The sequence below is a fragment of the Stenotrophomonas sp. YJH_SMC_106-19 genome (assembly GCF_059368375.1).
In genome coordinates this window covers 1,180,103-1,199,350 of the sequence record NZ_JCAFRQ010000001.1, presented here as the reverse complement: position 1 = coordinate 1,199,350, position 19,248 = coordinate 1,180,103, and the positions used below count along the sequence as shown (strand labels likewise).

The window sequence follows — 19,248 nt, the reverse complement described above, 5'->3', positions numbered from 1 at the left end:
GAGCGTCACCTCACCCCGCCGGCAGCAGGATCGAAACACACAACCCCCCCTCACTGCGGTTCTGCAGCGACACCCGTCCACCGTGCGCCTCCACGATCTCCCGGGTCAGCGCCAGTCCCAGCCCGGTGCCGTTGCGCTTGGTCGAATAGAACGGCATCAACGCATTCTGCAGTACCTGCTCGTTCATGCCTTTGCCGCGATCAAGCACATCCAGACGCAGCCACTGGGGCAGGCGGGTCAACTGCACCTGCACGTCATCGTTGGGCGGATCGGCTTCCGCGCAGGCTTCGTGCGCGTTCTTCAGCAGGTTCAGCAGCGCCTGCCCGAACTGCGCGATATCGATGCGGCTGCTCATCTCCTCGTCCGGCTCCTGCTCCATGCCGAACGGAATCTGCTGGCGCAGGCTGGACAGGAACGGGGCCCAGTGCACGGTCTGCAGCTGGGGCTGTGGCAGCTTGGCGAAGCGTGCGTATCCGCGGATGAATCCCTCCAGGTGGCGGGCGCGATCTTCGATGGTGGTGAAGATCTCCGGCAGGCGGTCGAACCGCTCACGCTTGACCAGTTCCCCTCCGGAATGCGCCAGCGAGGCAATCGGTGCCAGCGAATTGTTCAGCTCGTGGCTGATCACCCGGATCACCTTCTTCCAGGTCTGGACTTCCTGCCTGCGCAGCTCGGCGGTGAGCAGACGCACCAGCAGCAGATCATGGGGCCGTCCATTGAGATGGAACGCGCGCCGCGAGAGATGGTAGACCTGCTCGTCATCCTCGTCGCCGTCCTCGCCTTCGGCCTGCACCGCGAACAGGCTGTCGCCGCCGCGGGCGATGGCGTCGCGCAGTTCCACCGGCACCTGCTCCAGCACCTCCTCCAGGCGCTGGCCCTCCAGCTTCCAGCCACCATGCAGCAGCTTGCGCGCAGCCAGGTTGGAGAACACCACACGGGCGATGCCATCGCCGCCTGATGCAATCAGCAGCATCGCCACGGGCGTGTTCTGCACCATCGTGTCCAGCAGCAGTTCGCGTTGCACCAGACCCTGGCGCTGCTCGCGCAGCACGTCGCCCAGCTCGCGATGTGCCTTCACCAGGTCACCCAGTTCGTCGTTGCCTTCCCAGTGAACGCCGAAGTTGTACTCTCCATCGCGGTAGCTGCTGGTGGTGCCGGACAACGCACGCATCAGCGAGCGGACCGGTGCGGTGGCGCGGCGCAGCGCCCACCACATCAGGGCAAGCAGGATCACCGTGGATACGATGGCCACCGCCCAGCCGTGGTCGAGCCAGTAGGCCAGCAGCCAGGGCAGCGCGGCAGCCAGCGCCAGCACCGGCAGCAGGCGCAGGAACAGGCGGAAGGTGAACGAGCGTCGCTTCATTCGCGCGGAATGCCGTGGCGGTCCATGCGCCGGTACAGTGCCTGGCGGCTGAGACCGAGTTCGGCGGCCGCCTGCGCGATGACCCCATGATTGCGCGCCAGTACCTCCTCGATGCGCGTGCGGTCCGGATCGTTGCCGGCGCTCGGCGCCGGGCGTGGCGCAGCCGGAGCGCGTGGCAGGTTGAGATCGGTCACTTCGATGCGGTTGCCGGTGGCCAGCAGCTCGGCGCGCTGGATCACGTTGCGCAGTTCGCGCACGTTGCCCGGCCACGGGTGCCGTTGCAACGCGGCAGCGGCGGCGCTGGACAACGGCTTGCCGCCCGCCAGGAAGCGTTCGGCCAGCGGCAGGATGTCGCCGGGCCGCTCGGCCAGCGGCGGCAGCACCAGCTCCACGGTGTTGAGGCGGTAGTACAGGTCCTCGCGGAACGTGCCGTCGCGGATCATCGCCGGCAGGTCGGCATTCGTGGCGCTGACCACGCGTACCTTGACCTGGCGTTCGCGGTTGGAGCCCAGGCGCTCGAAGCGACCGGTCTCCAGCACGCGCAGCAGCTTCATCTGCCCGCCCAGCGACAGGTTGCCGATCTCATCCAGGAACAGGGTGCCTCCATCGGCCGCCTCGAACTTGCCTTCGCGCGCCTTGTTGGCACCGGTGTAGGCACCTGCCTCGGCGCCGAACAGCTCGGCTTCGATCAGCTCGGACGGCAGCGCACCACAGTTGACCGTGACGAACGGTCCCTTTGCCACCAGCGAATTGGCCTGGATGATCTGCGCGATCTTCTCCTTGCCGGCGCCATTGGGTCCGGTGATCAGGACCGGCAGTTCGGAGCGTGCGACCTGGCAGGCCAGGGCGATCACGCGTTCACTGGCAGGATCGGCGAAGACGGCACCACTGAGGTCGTACTTCTGTTCCAGCGCGGTGCGCTGACGCTGCTCGCGTTCGCGCCGACGGTCCAGTTCGCGACGTGCCTCGGACAGTTCCAGCAGGTTGTTGACCGTGGTCAGCAGCTTGCGGTCGTCCCAGGGCTTGGCCAGGTAATCGGCCGCGCCGGCCTTGACCAGGTCCACCGCGCTGCTCAGATGGGTCCAGGCGGTCAGCAGGATCACCGGCAGGTCGGGGTGGCGTGCGCGGATCTGCGCGAACAGGGCTTCGCCTTCCTCGCCGGAGGTGGTGTCCTCGCTGAAGTTCATGTCCTGGATCACCAGGTCCACCGGCTGCGATTCGAGCAGGGCCAGGCCTTCGGCCGGGCTCTGTGCCTGCAGCGTGTCGATGTCGTGCAGGGAGAACAGCACGTCCAGCGCGGTGCCCACGCTGGCGTTGTCGTCGATGATGAGGATCGCGGGCATGGACCGGTTCGGGAAAAAGGGATGGGCAGCGCCGGAGAGAGCTGTAGGTTCCAGGGCGCCGGCAGGAGCCGGCGCCACCCATCAAGCATAGCTAAAAGCTGCCGCCCTGCAGCCGGTGCCGGATCACCGTCGTGGCGGCGGCGGCGGCGGCGGCGGCGGCGGCGGTGGTGGTGCGGTGGGCGGTGACAGCAGGGGCCGCCAGCCAGCCAGGGACACCGGCACGGTCAGCGTCTTTCCATCGCGCTGCAGCAGCAGCCGTACGCTGGATGCGTCGGTGGCCTGCATCGCGGCTGTCAGCTGGTCGACCTGCTGCACGGCGATATCGTCCACGCGCAGGATGCGGTCGCCACGGCGCACGCCGAAGCGCGCCTCCGGATGCGCCGCATCGACCCGCACGTGGCCGCCCGAGGAAGCCAGCGCCACATGGGCGCCGTCGTCCTGCCAGCTCATGGTCTGCTGGTTGCTGCTGCCGGCAAGGGCCGGCAGCGGCAGCATCAGCATCATCGCCAGGAAAGGTGCGCGCATGTCAGGCCCCCCGCGTGGCGACGGCCGGAGGCACGGCGGCCGCCCGGCGCGCAGGGCCGAACACGGCGATCTGGCCCAGTGCCCACAGCAGCACCGCACCCAGCGGCAGGTACAGCAGCGGCATGCGAGGCAGCTCGTACATGTTCATCAACCACAGATTGATGGCGTAGGCCGCCAGCATGCCCAGCACGATGCCCAGCGAGGCCAGCAGGAAGTTCTCGGTCTGGAAGTAGCGCAGCACCTGGCCGCGGGTGGCACCGAGGGCACGGCGGATGCCGATCTGCTTGCTGCGCTGCTGCACCCAGAAGCTGGCCAGGCCGACGATGCCCAGCGCGGTCACCACCAGCAGGGCGATGCATACGGTGACCAGCAGCCCGACCATCGCCCGGTCGTTCTTGAAGTAGTCGTTGCGCTGGTCCTCATAGCTGAGCTTCTCGCGCACCAGGCGGTTGGGATCGTTGCGTTCCAGGGCCGCCAGGGCACCCTTCAGCACGTCATCGCGGCGTTCAGGCGTGGTGCGCAGCATGTACGGGCCGCCGCTGGCGAAGTCGGTGCGCACCGGCAGGATCATCGACAGGGTGGTGTTGTTGTTCCAGTCCGTCGGCGGCGCGAGGTGGGCAACCACGCCCACCACGTGCAGCGCCTGCCGACCCATGTAGAAGGTCTTGCCCAGCGGGTTCTGGCCCGGGAACATCTTCTCGGCCACGGCCTGGTTGAGGATCACCGCCGAAGCCTTGTCCGGTGTGGTGCTGGCCGACTTGCGTGCGTCCTCGAAGTCGATGTACTCGCCGGGCAGGAAGTCACGGCCGGCCACCAGCTGCAGACCCAGGGTGGACAACGCACCTTCGTTGAACATGTACAGCGTCGCCGAGGTCGTCGGCCGTTCCTGGTCGCGCTCGCGCGAGATGCTGGTATTGGACGAGCTGGGGCGGAACGGCAGCTGGTTGACCTTGGTCACGCTGGTCGCACCGGGAACGGCGCGCAGCGCGGCCAGGTCTTCCTGGGTACGCGCCATGGCATTGGTCTGGGTACCGATGCCACTGGTACGGACGATCACCAGTTCGTTCTCGGCCAGGCCGCTGGGCTGGGTGATCTTCTCCACGCGCTGGCTGACCAGGAACAACGCGTTGCAGACGATGGCGCAGGTCAGCGCGATTTCCAGCACGATCAGGGCAGCGGCGGTCTTGTGCCGGCGCAGCGTGCTGAGGATGGGGCGGATATCCATGGCAGTGTCCTTGTGCTTACTGCGACTTGAGCTGGATGGCGGGGGTGACCTGCATGGCACGCCAGGCCGGAAGGAATCCGGCGGCCAGGCTGGCCAGCAGGGTCAGGCCGAGGGCGAGCAGCAGCATGCTGCCGTCCAGATGGGCCAGCTGGGCGTACTCCACCGGCTGCCTGCGCACTGCGGCCAGACCGATCAGGGCCAGGCCGATGCCGAGCACACCGCCGACCACACCGATGGCACCGGCTTCGACCAGGCACTGCAGGAAGATCTGCCCACGGCTGGCACCCAGCGCACGCCGCACGCCGATCTCACCGCTGCGGCGCAGGAACTTGGCCAGCAGCAGACCGACCGTATTGACCAGGCACACGCCCAGGAAGCCCAGCGCCAGCCACATCTGCAGGCGCACGTCGCTGGGCACCGCACCGTTGAAGTCCAGCCACTCCATGACGCTGCGCACACGCACGTTGGCGGGACGCTCGAAGCGGCCTGCAGCGCGCTGCTGGTCGGAGTAGTTCACCAGATAGCGGCGGTAGTCATCGACCTTGCCCGGCTCCAGCTCGACCCAGTACTGGATCCAGGTGCAGGCCGCACTGAGCGAGTGGCTGTCGCCGCCCGGGCCGCCGTCGCGGAAGCAGTTCATGTTGCCGTTGTTGCCGAAATCCAGATCCATGGCAGTGGAGAACGGCACCAGCAGGTCCTCGTCCTTGCCGTAGGAACCGGTGGTCAGGTCGAAGAACTGCGGTTCGGGATTCCATTCCTTCATCACGCCGATCACGCGCAGCGACTGGCTGTTCACGCGTATCTCCCGGCCCACGCTGTTGGCGCCCTGGAACAGCTTTTCATTGATGGCCTTGGACAGCACCACCACGCGGCTGTGTGCATCGTCGTCGCTGGCAGACCAGGCGCGGCCGTACTGCATCGGCACGTTGAACATCGGGAAGAAGTCCGCCGAGGTCCAGCGCGTATCCACCGAGAACGGCTTGAGGGTGCTGCCCTCCGGCTCGACGATGGCACTGCCGCCACTCATCATCGCCTGGTGCACGGCGCGCTTCTCGCGCAGCAGGGCTTCGGCGTCGAACCGCGTCATCTGGCCTTCCGGCTCCTCGTCCGTCAGGTAGCCGGAGCGCGGCCGCGGATCGAGCTGCGCGTAGAACAGGCGGTCGCTCTTCTCCGGAATCGGATCGCCGGACAGGACATGGAACACGGTCAGGGTGGTCATCGAGGCACCGATGCCCAGTGCGATGGCCACCACCATCAGCGCGGTCAGTACCTTGTTGCGGCGGAAGCTGCGTACCGCCAGTCGAGCGTAGTAGGCGAACATGGGCATGCCCTCACTCGTTGACGGCGACGATGCGGCGCGGGGTGGCCAGCACCGGCTCGCGCACCAGGTCGGTGACCTGGCCATCGACGATGTGCACGTTGCGCTGCGCACGCGCGGCCAGTTCCGGATCATGGGTGACCATGACGATGGTGGTGCCGGCCGCGTTGATTTCCTCCAGCAGCTCCATCACGCCACGTGCCATCTGCGTATCCAGGTTGCCGGTCGGTTCGTCGGCCAGCAGCAGGCGCGGGCTGCCGGCGAGGGCACGGGCAATCGCCGCGCGCTGCTGCTGGCCGCCGGACAGTTCGTTCGGGTAGTGCTTCATGCGTGAGCCCAGGCCGACCTGGGTCAGCGCCTTCTCGATGCGCTCACGGCGCTCGCCGGCACTCATCTTGCGGTAGCGAAGCGGCACGTCGACGTTGTCGAACAGGTTCAGGTCCGGAATCAGGTTGAAGCCCTGGAAGATGAAGCCGATCTTCTGGTTGCGCAGGCGGCTGCGCGCATCGTCACCGAGCTGGCTGACATCCTCGCCATCAAGCAGGTAGGTGCCGCTGGTGAAGGTTTCCAGCAGGCCGGCGATGTTGAGGAAGGTGGTCTTGCCGGAGCCGGAGGGACCGGTGACGGCGACGAACTCGCCCTCCTTGACCTGCAGTTCCAGCGAGCGCAGTGCATGGGTTTCCACCTGTTCAGTGCGGAAGACCTTGGCGACCGAACGCATTTCGAGCATGTACATGGGGTGTCCTCTCTCCAGGATGTATCAGTTGACGGAGACGCGTTCGGCGTCCTTGAACAGGTCGCTGCCGGAGACCACGATACGGTCGCCCGGCTGCACACCCGACTTGATTTCCACTTCGCCCAGGCTGCTGACGCCCAGTTCCACCGGACGGCGCACCGCTGTGCGGCCATCCATCACGTAGGCCACGCCGTTGCCCTGTTCGACGAACGGGCCGCGCTCGACCTTCAGCACGTTCTTGCGGGTATCCAGCAGCACCCGGACCGACATGCGCTGGCTCTGGCGCAGGCCTTCGGGCTGCTTGTCGGCGAAGCGCACGCGGGCATTGACCTCGCCGTTCACCACTTCCGGCGACACCGCGCTGATCTCGCCCGGGAACGGCTGGCCGTTGCCGCCGGTGAGCTGTGCGGGCATGCCGATGGCCAGATCACGAGCGAAGCTTTCCGGAACCTTGATCTCGACTTCGAACTTGGACAGGTCCACCACGCCCAGCACCGGCGCATTGGCCGCCAGGTTGGTGGACTGGGTGGCCTGCACCTGGCCTACCTGGCCATCAAACGGCGCGCGCAGGGTCAGCGCATCGACCTGGCGCTGCACTTCGGCCACCACCGCCTTCTGGCGATCGGCCAGCAACCGCTTGTTGCGTGCATCCAGGTCGGCGCCCTGGCTCTGCAGGCGGGCATCGGTGGTGGCGTTGGCAAGGCTGATGTCGGCCTTCTTCAGGCTGTCCTGGGCCTTGGCCAGGTCGATCTGCGGCACCGCACCGCCGTCGAAGCCGCGCTGGTAGCGTTGCAGGTCGCGATCGGCAGCCTGGCGCTCGATGGTGGCCTGATCGGTTTCCTTGCGCGATTTGGCGCGGGCCAGCGTTGCGTCCAGCGCGGCGCGGCTGGCCTCGGCTTCCAGGCCAGCCAGGGTGGCCTGTTCCTGGGCCAGCTTGCTGCGCAGTTCCGGGCTGTCGATGATCGCCAGCTCCTGTCCCTTCTTGACCACGTCGCCGGCCACGACCTTCAGGTCCACGGTACCGGCGGAGATCGCATACAGCACCGGGCTGTTGGCGGCGATCACACGGCCGTCGGCAGCGATGTCACGCACCAGGTCGCCACGTTGCACTTCGGCGATGCGCACCCGGCTGCTGTCGAACGAGCGGCTGGCGTTTGCCCAGGCGTACACGGCCCAGCCGATGCCGGCGAGCAGGGCGATGCTGCCCAGTGCCGGCCAACGGTAGCGATGCCAGGCGGCGGTCGGGCGGGCCGGGGTGGAGGAAACGATCTGGTCCTGGGCGGAAGTGTCGCGGATCATCGGGTTCGTGCCTGACGGTGGTGATCCATACCAAGCACGTTGCGTGCCAACTTTATTTCCTTTCCTATCAATAAGTTGCAATTCGAGTGGCGGTGTCCGGGTGTCCGCGGACACCTGTGCGGACACATTCATTAAGCGGACAGGAGGGGGAAACCGGACACGCACGCTAGAATGCCGCGACCGTCTTCAAGGAAATGCGTGACATGTGTGGAATCGTGGGAGCGATCGCTGATCGCGACGTGGTGCCGGTGCTGATCGAAGGTCTGAAGCGACTGGAGTACCGCGGCTACGATTCTTCAGGCATCGCGGTGATCGACGCGACCGATCAACCTGACGTGCACCGCGTCCGCCGTACCGGCCGGGTCGCCGAGATGGCCGCGGCCGCCGCCGCCGAGGGGTTCAATGCGCAGCTGGGTATCGGCCATACGCGTTGGGCCACCCATGGCGGCGTCACCGAGGCCAATGCGCATCCGCACATCAGCCAGGGCGTGGCCCTGGTCCACAACGGCATCATCGAGAACCATGAAGAACAGCGCGAGCGGCTGCGCGCGCTGGGCTACACCTTCGAGTCGCAGACCGACACCGAAGTGATCGCCCACCTGATCCATCATCATCTGCAGAGCGGTGACGATCTGCTGGTGGCGCTGCAGCGCACCGTGAAGGAACTCACCGGCGCCTATGCACTGGCCGTGGTCAGCCGTGCCGAGCCGGAGCGCTTCGTCTGCGCACGCATGGGCTGCCCGCTGCTGGTCGGCCTGGGCGAAGGCGAGAATTTCGTTGCCTCCGATGTCTCGGCGGTGATCTCGGCCACCCGCAAGGTGATCTTCCTGGAGGAGGGCGACACCGCCGAGGTGCGCCGCGAGGGTGTGCGCATCTTCGACGAGCACGATCATCCGGTACAGCGCGAGGTGCACCTGTCCGACGTGTCGCTGGCCTCGCTGGAACTTGGCCCTTACCGCCATTTCATGCAGAAGGAAATCCACGAGCAGCCGCGCGCGCTGGGTGACACCATCGAGGCGGCGATCGACGCCGGTGGCTTCCCGGCCGAGCTGTTCGGCAGGAATGCCGAGGCGGTGCTGGCGGGCATCGAAGGCGTGCAGATCCTGGCGTGTGGCACCAGCTACTACGCCGGCCTGACCGCGCGCTACTGGATCGAGTCCATCGCCGGCCTGCCGTGCAGCGTGGAGATCGCCAGCGAGTACCGCTACCGCGCGGCGTATGCGAACCCGAAGCACCTGGTGGTGACGATCTCCCAGTCCGGCGAAACGCTGGACACGATGGAGGCGCTGAAGTACGCCAAGTCGCTCGGCCACCAGCACACGCTGTCGATCTGCAACGTGCCGGAAAGCGCGATTCCACGCGCCAGTGAACTGGTCTGCTATACCCGTGCCGGGGCCGAGATCGGCGTGGCTTCGACCAAGGCGTTCACTACCCAGCTGGCCGCGCTGTTCCAGCTGACCGTGGTGCTGGGCAAGCTGCATGGGCGCGTCGATGCCGCACAGGAAGCCGACTATCTGGAGCAGCTGCGCTTCCTGCCGGGCAGCGTGCAGCACGCGTTGAACCTGGAGCCGCAGATCGCGGCCTGGGCCGAGCGCTTCGCGCGCAAATCCAACGCGCTGTTCCTGGGCCGTGGCCTGCACTATCCGATCGCACTGGAAGGTTCGCTCAAGCTCAAGGAGATCTCCTATATCCACGCCGAGGCGTATCCGGCGGGCGAGCTCAAGCACGGTCCGCTGGCGCTGGTGGACGAGGACATGCCGGTGGTGGTGATCGCCCCCAACGACAGCCTGCTGGAGAAGGTGAAGTCCAACATGCAGGAAGTCCGCGCGCGGGGAGGCGAGCTTTTCGTGTTCGCCGACCAGGACAGCAACTTCTCCGAAAGCGAAGGCGTGCATGTGATCCGTACGCCGCGCCACGCGGGCGTGCTCAGTCCGGTGGTGCATACCATTCCGGTGCAGCTGCTGGCCTACCACACCGCACTGGCGCGTGGCACCGACGTGGACAAGCCACGCAACCTGGCCAAGAGCGTGACGGTGGAGTAACTGCCGTCGGCTGCATGGGATGCTGCAGGTGAAGGGGGCCACGTGGCCCCCTTTCGTTTGCGCCGCTCACAGCGCCAAGTGGGACACCCGCAGGGTGTTCTGTCCGCGCTCGGCAGCAGGCAATCAATCTTTAACGTACGGCACCGCGTGTGTTCAGCGGCGGTTTCAGCCGCAGTGCCATTCTCTGGATTGTCGGCAGGTTCCCACGACGTACTGTCCTATCGATGCCGGTAGTGACCGAGGATCGCAGTCGTAGAATCGAGCCGACCGAGATACGGGTTGCGTTGCCGGACCCGCCTCGTTCGCGTTGCAGCACCTCGCCTTGCCGATGCATTCCCCATGGGCAGACCGGTGCGCCAGACGTGCGCTGAAAGGTCTGTTCCCGGGGAGGGGGCGAATCGGAAGAGCACACTTTTTTGACTTCAGTGACCTGCAACAGGAAACAAGAATGAACGTCCGCGAACTCCTGCAATCCAAGAAAGAAGCTGTCATCACCATCGATGCGGAAGACACCATCGGTGCCGCCGCCCACAAGATGAGCGCGAACAGGATCGCTGCCCTGGTGGTGATGAAGGATGATGCGCCGGTCGGCATCATCTCCGAGAAAGACATCGTGCGTACCCTGGCTGACGATGGCCCGCAGGCCGGCCGCCGGGTGATTTCCACCCTGCCGTCCACAGGACTGGAAGGCATCGCACCGGAGGCCACCCTGAAGCAGGCCATGTCGTTGATGACGTACTCGCGGCGCCGTCATCTGATGGTCACCGATGGCACGCGCCTGGTCGGCATCCTCAGTCTGGGCGACATCGTGAAGAATCTGCTGGGCGAGCTGGAGCTGGAAAAGGCCGTGCTGCAGGACATCTACATGGCCGCGCATTGACGCCGGCGCAGTAGAAGGAAAGAAGCCGGGCACTGCCCGGCTTCTTCGTTCACGGCATCGGTGGAATCAGAACGTCACCTTCACCGAATCGGCGCTGTAGCGCGCCGGGCCGTGATAGACCACCTCGATGTTGTTGCCATCCGGGTCAAGCACGAACGCGCCGTAGTAGCCCGGATGATAGGGGCGCTCGCCCGGTGCGCCGTTGTCGGTGCCGCCAGCGGCGATGGCGGCAGCATGAAACGCATCGACGGTCGCCGCATCGCGCGCCTGGAATGCCAGGTGGTGGCGTCCGGTCAGCTGGCCGGCAGCGGCTTCGCTGCTGGCGGTGGAAATGAACAGCTCGTCAGCCCAGAAATAGTCCGGCCCTTCGCCGGCAACCGGAATGCCGATCGTGTCGAACACCGCCTGGTAGAAGCGGCGGCTGGCCGGCAGGTCGCGCACCACCAGCTGCAGGTGATCGATCAATCGACCGCGGTGCAGTTCCATAGTTTCCATGCGTACCTCTACAGAAAAGGGGACAGTGTGGATAGCGCCGGGCCGCGCCCGGCGAGCGCGCAGCGCGGCCTGCTTCCCATGCGATGAATATCGGAGCAAGGCCGCCGGGCATGGCCTGGCGCCAGCGCAATTGTGCCCCTTTCCGGATCAGGCGTTGGCGATGATTTCCACCCAGTAGCCGTCGGGGTCCTTGATGAAGGCGATGTTCTTCATGCGACCGTCGGTCAGGCGCTTCTGGAACGGCACGCCCAGATCTTCGAAGCGCTGGCAGGCAGCTTCCAGCTCGGGCACCGAGACGCAGATGTGGCCGAAGCCGCGCGGATCGCTGTTGCCGTCGTGGTAGACCGGGCCATCCTGGGCTTCAGTGCCGTGGTTGTGGGTCAGCTCCAGCACGCCCGGCAGGCCGGCCATCCACAGGCGGCGCTCGGCATCGTCTTCCGGCACCACGGCGCCGGACGGCACGTAGGCCAGGAAATACAGGCTGAACTGCGCTTCGGCGAAGTCACGCTTGTCGATCAGCCGGTAGCCCAGCACGCGGGTGTAGAAGTCCAGCGAGGCGGTGATGTCCTTCACCCGCAGCATGGTGTGGTTGAACACGAAGCCGGTGGTTTCGGCCGGTGTCTGGGCGGCGACGCCGGGGACCTGTTGGAGGGAAGAAAGGCTCATGATTCGCGTCCTGTCAGCAATGGGGGGAAATGACCCGCGGAGAGTGGCTGGAAGTTGCATCTGAAACCGGCAGTTGCCGGAACCCGCACTTCGCTTGCATCCTCGTTGTCGATCTGGGATCGTCGGGTCATGTTGCAGCGCAGGATAATCGGTGTGCGTCCGCAATGGGATGAGCGCTCCCGCAACGCCGGGTGAAATGCCTGCAACCAGAGCATTACGGCGCGGCAGTGGGACGCAGGGGAATCCGGCAGGGATGGCGAGACGCCCGCGCATCGTCGCGGGCGGTTGACAGCCCGTTGCCTGCCGCGCTAATGATGGTATGTATATACAAATAACCGAGGGTCTTCAGGGGTCCCATGCCTTACCGCCGATGGCTGCCGCTGCTGCTGATGGCCGTGCTCCTCTTCGAAGGTGTCTTCGGAGCGTGGGCGGGGACGCGCATGGCGCTGCCTGGCGGGGACGCTGCAGGCTCCGCGGGCCGGGCGATTGCGGGCTGCCAGGCAACGCCGCGCAGCGGGGCACCGGCGTCGGGCCACACCCGCCATGATCAGGCGCCGGTGGCCGCCGGCGACGTGCACAAGGATCACTGCAGCTGTGTCGACGCGGCCGGCTGCGACTGCCGCTGCCTGTTGAGTCTCTACCCTCCGATGCCATCGCTGCTGCTGCCCAGCGCCCATCCGCGCATCGCGCTGGACATTGCGCTGCCGGCACTGATCCTGCCTGCCAGCAAACTTTCCCGCGTATTCCGACCTCCCATCGCCTGAGCGCCTGTCCCCGCGTCGACATGACGCCGTCGTGTCCCTTTGCCCGAATCGTGGCGGGGCACCCAGAGACAGTATTCCTGCGGGAGAGAGAACATGTATCTGAAGTCCAATGCCATGGCTGCGGCCATCGGCAGTCTGCTGTGCGTCTCCGTTGTCCACTCCGTCGCCGCGCAGGATGCGCAGTCGCCCGATGCGAAGGCACGCACGCTGGATACCGTGCAGGTGACCGGCAGCCACATCAAGCGCGCGCAGCTGTCAGGCGTCGGCCCGGTGAGCGTGGTCGATGCCGAGGCCATCGAACGTTCCGGCGCCACCTCGGTGGAAACCCTGCTGCAGCGCCTGCCGGCCTCGGCAGGGTTCGCGGGCAGCCAGAGCAATGCGTACTGGGCCGAGAACGGCTACGGCACCACCCAGGTCAATCTGCGCGGTCTCGGTATCAACCGGACCCTGGTCCTGCTCAACGGCCGGCGCATCGTCAATGGCGGCACCGGCGCCAACAGTTCGGTCGACCTCAATGTCATTCCGGTCTCACTGATCGAGCGCGTGGAGGTGCTCAAGGACGGTGCATCGGCAATCTATGGCGCCGATGCGGTGGCTGGCGTGGTCAACATCATCACCAAGCAGGGATTCGAGGGTGCCGAAGCGGTGGTGCGCTATGGCCAGACCAGCCAGGGCGACGGCGAGGAAACCTCGGTCGATGTCAGCTGGGGTGTCAGCAGCGAACGCGGCTCGCTGATGGCTGCGGTCAGCTACTTCGACAGCGGAGCGGTCAACATGGCCTCGCGCGCGCCCTGCGGCCTGATCGAATCCGATGGCCGGCTGGTCTGCTCCGGCAGTTCGTCCACCATCGGTGGTCGTGCACTGCTGGCGGATGGCCGACGGGTCAACTTCAACCAGGTGCCCGGAGGCGACGGCGATTTCTACGAGCCCTATTCGGCGGCCAAGCACAACTACAACGGCAATCCCACGCTCAACGCGGTCAACCCGATCGAGCGGCTCAGCCTGAGCGTGTTCGGCGACAGCCAGTTGAATGACAGCACACGCGCGTTCATCGAAGCGATGTACACCAACCGCCAGTCCAGGCAGCTGGCGACCTCGGGTGGGCTGGGCGTCTACCGGCCGATCAACATCGCCGCCGACCATCCGACCAATCCCACCGGGCAGGATCTGCTGCTGCAGCGCCGGCGCCTGGAAGAGGCCGGTCCCCGCCACTTCTTCCAGGAGACCGACACCTACCGGGTGGTAGCGGGCCTGAAAGGCCAGTTCGGCACCAGCTGGGACTGGTCGGTGGCCTTCAACTGGGGGCGCAACACCGGCGTGGATGGTTCGGACAATGTCGCCAACCTCGATCGCGTCGACCAGACGCTGGACCGGTCCCTGTGCAGTACCGCGCCCGGCGCAGCGATTCCCTGCGGCGACTATCTCGGCTACGGGGACCTGAGCCGTGACGTGCTGGATTACATCCTGTACACCTCGCGCGATACCGGCGGAAACGAGCAGAAGAGCTTCACCGCTAATCTCAGCGGGCAGATCTTCGAGCTGCCGGCAGGCTGGGTGGGATTCGCCGCGGGCGTGGAGGTGCGCAGGGAGCGCGGTTGGCGTGATCCGGATCCGTTGACCGTGCTCGGCATCGGCAACACCAACCAGCAGGATCCGATCGCCGGGCGATACACGGCCAAGGAAGCGTACATGGAGCTGGCGGTGCCGCTGCTGCAGGACGCGGTCATCGCAGATTCGCTGTACCTCAACCTGGCCGGCCGCGTGTCCGACTACGACCTGTTCGGGCGCGACTTCAACTACAAGGCCGGGCTGGACTGGCAGGTCAGCCCTTCGCTGAAGCTGCGCAGCACCTATGCTACGGCATTCCGCATTCCCAACATCCCCGAACTGTTCGGTGGCGTGTCCGAGGGCAACCTCACCACCACCGACCCCTGCAGTGGCTGGAGCGGACTGCCGGCCAGCTCGATCGTGCGTGCGAACTGCCAGGCCGATGGCGTGCCGGCTGGTTACGTGCAGCCGGGCAATACCATCCTGACCACGTCCGGCGGCAATGCGGATCTCGAGCCGGAAGATGCGACCTCCTTCACCGCCGGGGTGGTGTGGACACCCACGTTCGCACCCGGGCTGACGCTCACCCTGGACTACTACCGCATCCGCATCGAGAACGCGATCCAGCGCATCGCCGGTTCCACCAAGCTGGCCATCTGCTACAACACTCCCTCGCTGGCGCATCCGTTCTGCGACGCCAGCAACTTCACCCGGGACCCGCGCACCGGCGAAGTGAACTACCTGTCGTCGCAGCCGGTGAACACGGCCGATGAACAGGTCAGTGGCTACGACCTGGGCGCACTCTACGAGTTCAAGCCGTGGGGCATGGACGCCAGCATCAGTGCCGACATCTCCTACCTTCAGCGTTATGACGTGCGCCCGTATGCCGGAGCAGAGGTGATCACGTATGCCGGCAGGATCACCGGCGGCCGTGGCAGCTATGCCAAGTGGCGTGGACTGATGTCGATGAACGCGTCCCGTGGGCAATGGTCCGGTACCTGGACCACCCAGTACATCGGCCGGGCCGACGACATCAATGCCGCGCGTGGCGACATCGGTGATCATGCGCCATCGGTGTTCTATCACAATCTCCAGCTCAGGTACGCGGTCAGCAAGGCGCTGGATGTGGCGCTGGGCGTGGACAACGTCTTTGATCGCTCGGCGCCGTTCATCCAGAGCTATACCGACGCCAACACAGACACCATGACCTACGACCTGCTCGGTCGTCGCTGGTATGCACGCATCGGCTACCGCTGGTGATCGCACGCGCCCCCGTCGCCTGCGGCGGGGGTGCTCCGCAAGGGAGAGAAGGTAGATGAAACCCGCATTCTGGGCGCGCCGCGCCCACAAATGGATCGGACTGGTGATCGGTGTGCAGGCGCTGCTGTGGATGCTCAGCGGGGTCTACATGACCGTGGTGCCGCTGCAGGTGATCCATGGCGACCACCTGGCGCATGTCCGTGGCGAACCGCTGGCGCCGGTGCATGATCGAGTCGGTGTCGATGTGCTGGCCGCGCGTTATCCCGGCCTGCAGTCGTTCCGCCTCAAGCGGCTGCTGGAGCGTGAGGTCTACGACGTCCAGCGCGGACCGGAACGCTTCCTGGTCGATGCCCGCAGTGGAGAGCGCCTGCCGCGGCTGGACCGGGATGGCGCCATCGCGCTGGCCACAGCGCTGTACCAGGGCGCAGGCGAGGTCGCGCGGGTGGAATGGGTGACCCGTGCGCCGTCGGAAGTGAAGACGCGACCGGTGCCGATGTGGGCCGTCCATTTCGCTGACCGCGGAAGCACCACGCTGTACCTGTCACCGGACAGCGGTGAACTGCTGGCGCGCCGGCACAGCCTGTGGCGCTGGTTCGATTTCCTGTGGATGTTCCACATCATGGACTACGAGCAGCGCACCGACGTCAACAATGGCCTGCTGCGCGTCGCATCGGTGATCGGACTGGCATTCGGTCTCAGTGGCGTGTGGCTGCTGTTCTACAGCTTCGGCCAGAGGAGGCGCGCATGACGCCGTGGCTGCGCCGGTTGCACAGGTGGATCGGGGTGCTGGTCGGACTGCAGTTCCTGGTCTGGCTCGGCAGTGGACTGGGCATGAGCCTGCTTGACCCGGACCGGATCGCTGGCACTTCGCAGCGGGCTGCGCCCCCGGCGCCCCCGGCATGGCCGGCAGACAGCGTCTCACCGGCCGATGCACTGCGAGCCGCACGATGGCCGGCCGCGACCCTGGACAGCGGCTGGCTGCTGCAGACGCCGGTGTATCGACTGCAGTCAGCGGAAGGCACCGAAGTGATCGATGCGCGTGATGGCAGGCGCATCACCATCGATCCGGTGATCGCGCTGCGCGTCGCGCAGGCCGCCTACCGTGGCCAGGGCGTGCCCGCAGTGCCGGTGCATCTGGCGCACAGTCTGGAGACGCGCAGCCATCCCGATCCGGTCTGGCGGGTGGACTTCGGTGATGCGCAGGACACCACCGTCTACGTCTCCGCCGACAGTGGACAGGTGCTCGAGCACCGCACCGCGACGTGGCGGCTGTTCGATGTGTTCTGGATGCTGCATATCATGGACTACGCGGCGCGGGCCAACTTCAACAATCCGCTGGTGGTGGGAATGGGGCTGGGGGGGCTGTGGATGGCCTTGACCGGTGCGTGGCTGCTGCTGGCGAGCGTTCGCCTGCATGAGTTCGTTCCACATCGATGGCGCAGCCGCCGGCAGTTGGCAGTGTTCGCCCCAGGAGGCACGCACCTGCGCACGGTGGCTGCGGCGCAGGGGGACAGTGTTTACCTGGCGCTGGCCCGCGAAGGCGTGAACCTGCCCTCCAACTGCGGCGGCGGGCAGAGCTGTGGACTGTGCGAAGTCCGGGTCCGCGGACAGGCCGGCACGCCTTCCGCCGCAGATCGGGCGCACCTGGCCGGATCGCGGCTGAAGGTCGGCTGCCGGCTCGCCTGCAACCTGCAGGTGGGGGCGGATATGGAGATCGAGGTAGCCGGCGGTGCCAGCCTGTGGACCGAGCATGAGGCAACGGTCGAGCGGATCGAAGCGGTGACCCCGTTCCTGCGCGAGATCCACCTGCGTCCCGACCACGCCGCCGACGCACTCTATCAACCCGGCTGCTACCTGCAGCTGCATGTGCCCGAATACGAGCTGCCCCGTTCCGCGCTCTGGCATCCGGACGAACACTGGCAGGACTGGGCACCGTTGGCCCTGCCGGAAACCCTGCACAACAAGGCGGCGGTGCGTCGTTCGTACTCGCTGGCGAAGCCGGTTGCCGCCGAAGCGGGGCGCCTGGTGCTGCTGGCCCGGTTCAGCCCTGGCTGGCAGCAGGGCAAGCGGCATCCGCCGGGCAAAGGGTCCAGCTATCTGTACTCGTTGCGCCCCGGCGATCGCGTCCGCTACAGCGGACCGTTCGGTGATTTCGCGCTCAGCGGCGTGTCCCGGGAAAAGATCTTCATCGGAGCCGGCGCCGGCATGGCACCGCTGCGGGCGATGATCGAACATCGGCTTTCCGAGGGAGGGCAGGAGCGCATCCACTACTGGTACGGTGCCCGCAGCGATCGCGATTGCCCCTACATGGCGCAGATGCAGGCCCTGCAGGCAGCGCACGCGAACTTCAGCTGGCATCCCGTCTGGTCCGGGCAGGGAACCGGCCGGCGCGTGCATGACGCCATCCATGAGGATCTGCTGCAACGGCATCCGGATCTTTCCGGCTGCGAGTTCTACCTGTGCGGGCCACCACCGATGCTGGCCGCGACCCGGCAGCTGCTGCAGCGGCTGGGGGTGACGGAAGAGCGGATCGCATACGACGATTTCAAGATCTGAAGTGGAGGCGCCGTGGCCGTGCAGGGCGGCCGCGGCGCCCGTTGCAGCGGTGCGGGCGGAGTAGAATGCGCAGCTGTACTCACCGAAGTGGCGTTCCATGTCCCAGCGCGCCTGGGTGGCTGCGGCCATCCGCAAGATCGAAGCCGATTTCAACCGGTCCGCCGATACCCACCTGATCCCGATGGCGCTGCCCGGGTTCGAAGGCATCGATGTCTACCTGAAGGATGAATCCAGCCACCCCACCGGCAGCCTCAAGCACCGCTTGGCGCGTTCGCTGTTCCTGTACGCGCTGGCCAACGGCTGGCTGCGCGAAGGGCGGCCGGTGATCGAGGCGTCGAGCGGCTCGACCGCGGTGTCCGAAGCGTATTTCGCACGCCTGCTGGGGCTGCCCTTCATCGCGGTGATTCCGGCCACGACCTCGCCGGAAAAGATCGCTGCCATCGAATTCCATGGTGGCCGCTGCCACCTGGTCGAGCGCGCCTGTGATCTCAACTGCGAATCGGAACGGCTGGCGCGCGAAACCGGCGGTCACTTCATGGACCAGTTCACCTACGCCGAACGGGCCACTGACTGGCGCGCCAACAACAACATCGCCGAGTCCATCTTCAAGCAGATGGCCGAAGAGCCCAGCCCGGTACCCGAGTGGATCGTTTGCAGCCCAGGCACCGGCGGCACTGCGGCCACGCTGGGCCGCTACGTCAGCTACCGGCGGCACGACACCCGCATCCTCTGCGCGGATCCGGAGATCTCGGTGTTCTTCGAGGGCTACCAGGCGGCGGTGGCGGGCGAGCAGCAGTGGCGTGACCTGACCTGCAGCGGTGGCTCCCGTGTGGAAGGCATCGGCCGACCGAGGGTGGAGCCGAGCTTCATTCCAACCAGCGTCGATGCGATGGTGAAGGTGCCGGATGCATTGAGCCTGGCAGCCATGCGCCACGTCAGCCGGCAGCTCGGTCGGCGCGTGGGAGGCTCCACCGGCACCAACTTCATCGGTGTGCTGCAGGCGGCGCAGTGGATGCGCGAAGCCGGCCGCCACGGCAGCATCGTCAGCATCCTGTGCGACAGTGGCGAGCGCTACGCGCAGAGCTATTATGACCCGGCGTGGTACGCACGACAGGGCATCGATGTGGACGGTGCCGATGCGCAGCTGGCCGCGGCCGTGGCGGGTCAGGGCCTGCCTGCGCTGCCGTGCTGCAGCCTGGAAGCGCTGTAAGCCTGCGGTGCCTCCGCC

Annotated in this window: 16 protein-coding genes; 7 read left to right on the top strand and 9 right to left on the bottom strand. The window is 66.3% G+C overall.

From position 1 onward, the window contains the following. Window positions 1-10: 10 nt before the first annotated feature. The 7 genes from AC5P5M_RS05300 to AC5P5M_RS05270 form a co-directional block, all read right to left on the bottom strand. Window positions 11-1,363 (bottom strand): sensor histidine kinase, encoded by a 1,353-nt coding sequence (locus AC5P5M_RS05300; RefSeq protein ID WP_053518729.1) that lies wholly within the window; start codon window positions 1,361-1,363, stop codon window positions 11-13. Then, complete coding sequence (locus AC5P5M_RS05295; RefSeq protein WP_074899853.1) at window positions 1,360-2,706, bottom strand: sigma-54-dependent transcriptional regulator; 1,347 nt, start codon at window positions 2,704-2,706, stop codon at window positions 1,360-1,362. Before AC5P5M_RS05295 ends, AC5P5M_RS05300 begins: the two co-directional genes overlap by 4 nt. A gap of 123 nt (window positions 2,707-2,829) precedes the next feature. Continuing rightward, entirely contained in the window at window positions 2,830-3,231 is a 402-nt protein-coding gene (locus tag AC5P5M_RS05290; protein ID WP_495205628.1) for a PDZ domain-containing protein, read from the bottom strand. 1 nt (window position 3,232) lies between these two features. Beyond that, on the bottom strand, window positions 3,233-4,456 hold the full coding sequence (locus AC5P5M_RS05285; RefSeq protein ID WP_495205627.1) for an ABC transporter permease: 1,224 nt from the start codon (window positions 4,454-4,456) through the stop codon (window positions 3,233-3,235). Between the two features lie 16 nt (window positions 4,457-4,472). Beyond that, window positions 4,473-5,777: an ABC transporter permease gene (locus tag AC5P5M_RS05280; RefSeq protein WP_053518747.1), complete on the bottom strand. Its 1,305-nt coding sequence runs from the start codon at window positions 5,775-5,777 to the stop codon at window positions 4,473-4,475. A gap of 10 nt (window positions 5,778-5,787) precedes the next feature. Next, complete coding sequence (locus AC5P5M_RS05275) at window positions 5,788-6,510, bottom strand: ABC transporter ATP-binding protein (RefSeq protein ID WP_053518723.1); 723 nt, start codon at window positions 6,508-6,510, stop codon at window positions 5,788-5,790. Window positions 6,511-6,534: 24 nt separating this feature from the next. Further along, on the bottom strand, window positions 6,535-7,809 hold the full coding sequence (locus tag AC5P5M_RS05270; RefSeq protein WP_476340364.1) for an efflux RND transporter periplasmic adaptor subunit: 1,275 nt from the start codon (window positions 7,807-7,809) through the stop codon (window positions 6,535-6,537). Window positions 7,810-8,012: 203 nt separating this feature from the next. Between AC5P5M_RS05270 and glmS the strand changes: the two genes are divergently transcribed. Together glmS and AC5P5M_RS05260 are read left to right on the top strand one after the other, a co-directional pair. Beyond that, window positions 8,013-9,851, top strand: a complete 1,839-nt coding sequence (gene glmS / locus AC5P5M_RS05265; RefSeq protein WP_111186215.1) for a glutamine--fructose-6-phosphate transaminase (isomerizing) — start codon at window positions 8,013-8,015, stop codon at window positions 9,849-9,851. Between the two features lie 448 nt (window positions 9,852-10,299). Continuing rightward, on the top strand, window positions 10,300-10,731 hold the full coding sequence (locus AC5P5M_RS05260; RefSeq protein ID WP_053518718.1) for a CBS domain-containing protein: 432 nt from the start codon (window positions 10,300-10,302) through the stop codon (window positions 10,729-10,731). A gap of 66 nt (window positions 10,732-10,797) precedes the next feature. Here the strand turns inward: AC5P5M_RS05260 and AC5P5M_RS05255 are convergent, their stop codons facing one another. Together AC5P5M_RS05255 and gloA are read right to left on the bottom strand one after the other, a co-directional pair. After that, window positions 10,798-11,226 carry a VOC family protein gene (locus AC5P5M_RS05255; protein WP_053518717.1) on the bottom strand — a complete coding sequence of 143 codons (429 nt, stop codon included), beginning with the start codon at window positions 11,224-11,226 and terminating at the stop codon, window positions 10,798-10,800. Window positions 11,227-11,373: 147 nt separating this feature from the next. Beyond that, complete coding sequence (gene gloA / locus AC5P5M_RS05250) at window positions 11,374-11,892, bottom strand: lactoylglutathione lyase (protein ID WP_193396451.1); 519 nt, start codon at window positions 11,890-11,892, stop codon at window positions 11,374-11,376. A gap of 356 nt (window positions 11,893-12,248) precedes the next feature. Between gloA and AC5P5M_RS05245 the strand changes: the two genes are divergently transcribed. The 5 genes from AC5P5M_RS05245 to AC5P5M_RS05225 all read left to right on the top strand — a co-directional run bounded on the left by AC5P5M_RS05245 (window position 12,249) and on the right by AC5P5M_RS05225 (window position 19,230). Beyond that, window positions 12,249-12,656: a CopL family metal-binding regulatory protein gene (locus AC5P5M_RS05245; protein WP_414487933.1), complete on the top strand. Its 408-nt coding sequence runs from the start codon at window positions 12,249-12,251 to the stop codon at window positions 12,654-12,656. A 93-nt stretch (window positions 12,657-12,749) separates the two neighbouring features. Then, window positions 12,750-15,464 (top strand): TonB-dependent receptor, encoded by a 2,715-nt coding sequence (locus AC5P5M_RS05240; protein WP_111186214.1) that lies wholly within the window; start codon window positions 12,750-12,752, stop codon window positions 15,462-15,464. A 55-nt stretch (window positions 15,465-15,519) separates the two neighbouring features. Beyond that, on the top strand, window positions 15,520-16,212 hold the full coding sequence (locus AC5P5M_RS05235) for a PepSY domain-containing protein (protein WP_065181783.1): 693 nt from the start codon (window positions 15,520-15,522) through the stop codon (window positions 16,210-16,212). After that, window positions 16,209-18,020 (top strand): 2Fe-2S iron-sulfur cluster-binding protein, encoded by a 1,812-nt coding sequence (locus AC5P5M_RS05230; RefSeq protein WP_495205626.1) that lies wholly within the window; start codon window positions 16,209-16,211, stop codon window positions 18,018-18,020. The genes AC5P5M_RS05235 and AC5P5M_RS05230 overlap by 4 nt, the downstream gene beginning before the upstream one ends. A 97-nt stretch (window positions 18,021-18,117) precedes the next feature. Further along, window positions 18,118-19,230, top strand: coding sequence for a PLP-dependent cysteine synthase family protein (locus AC5P5M_RS05225; protein WP_065181781.1), 1,113 nt, complete (start codon window positions 18,118-18,120; stop codon window positions 19,228-19,230). The last annotated feature ends 18 nt before the right edge of the window (window positions 19,231-19,248 follow it).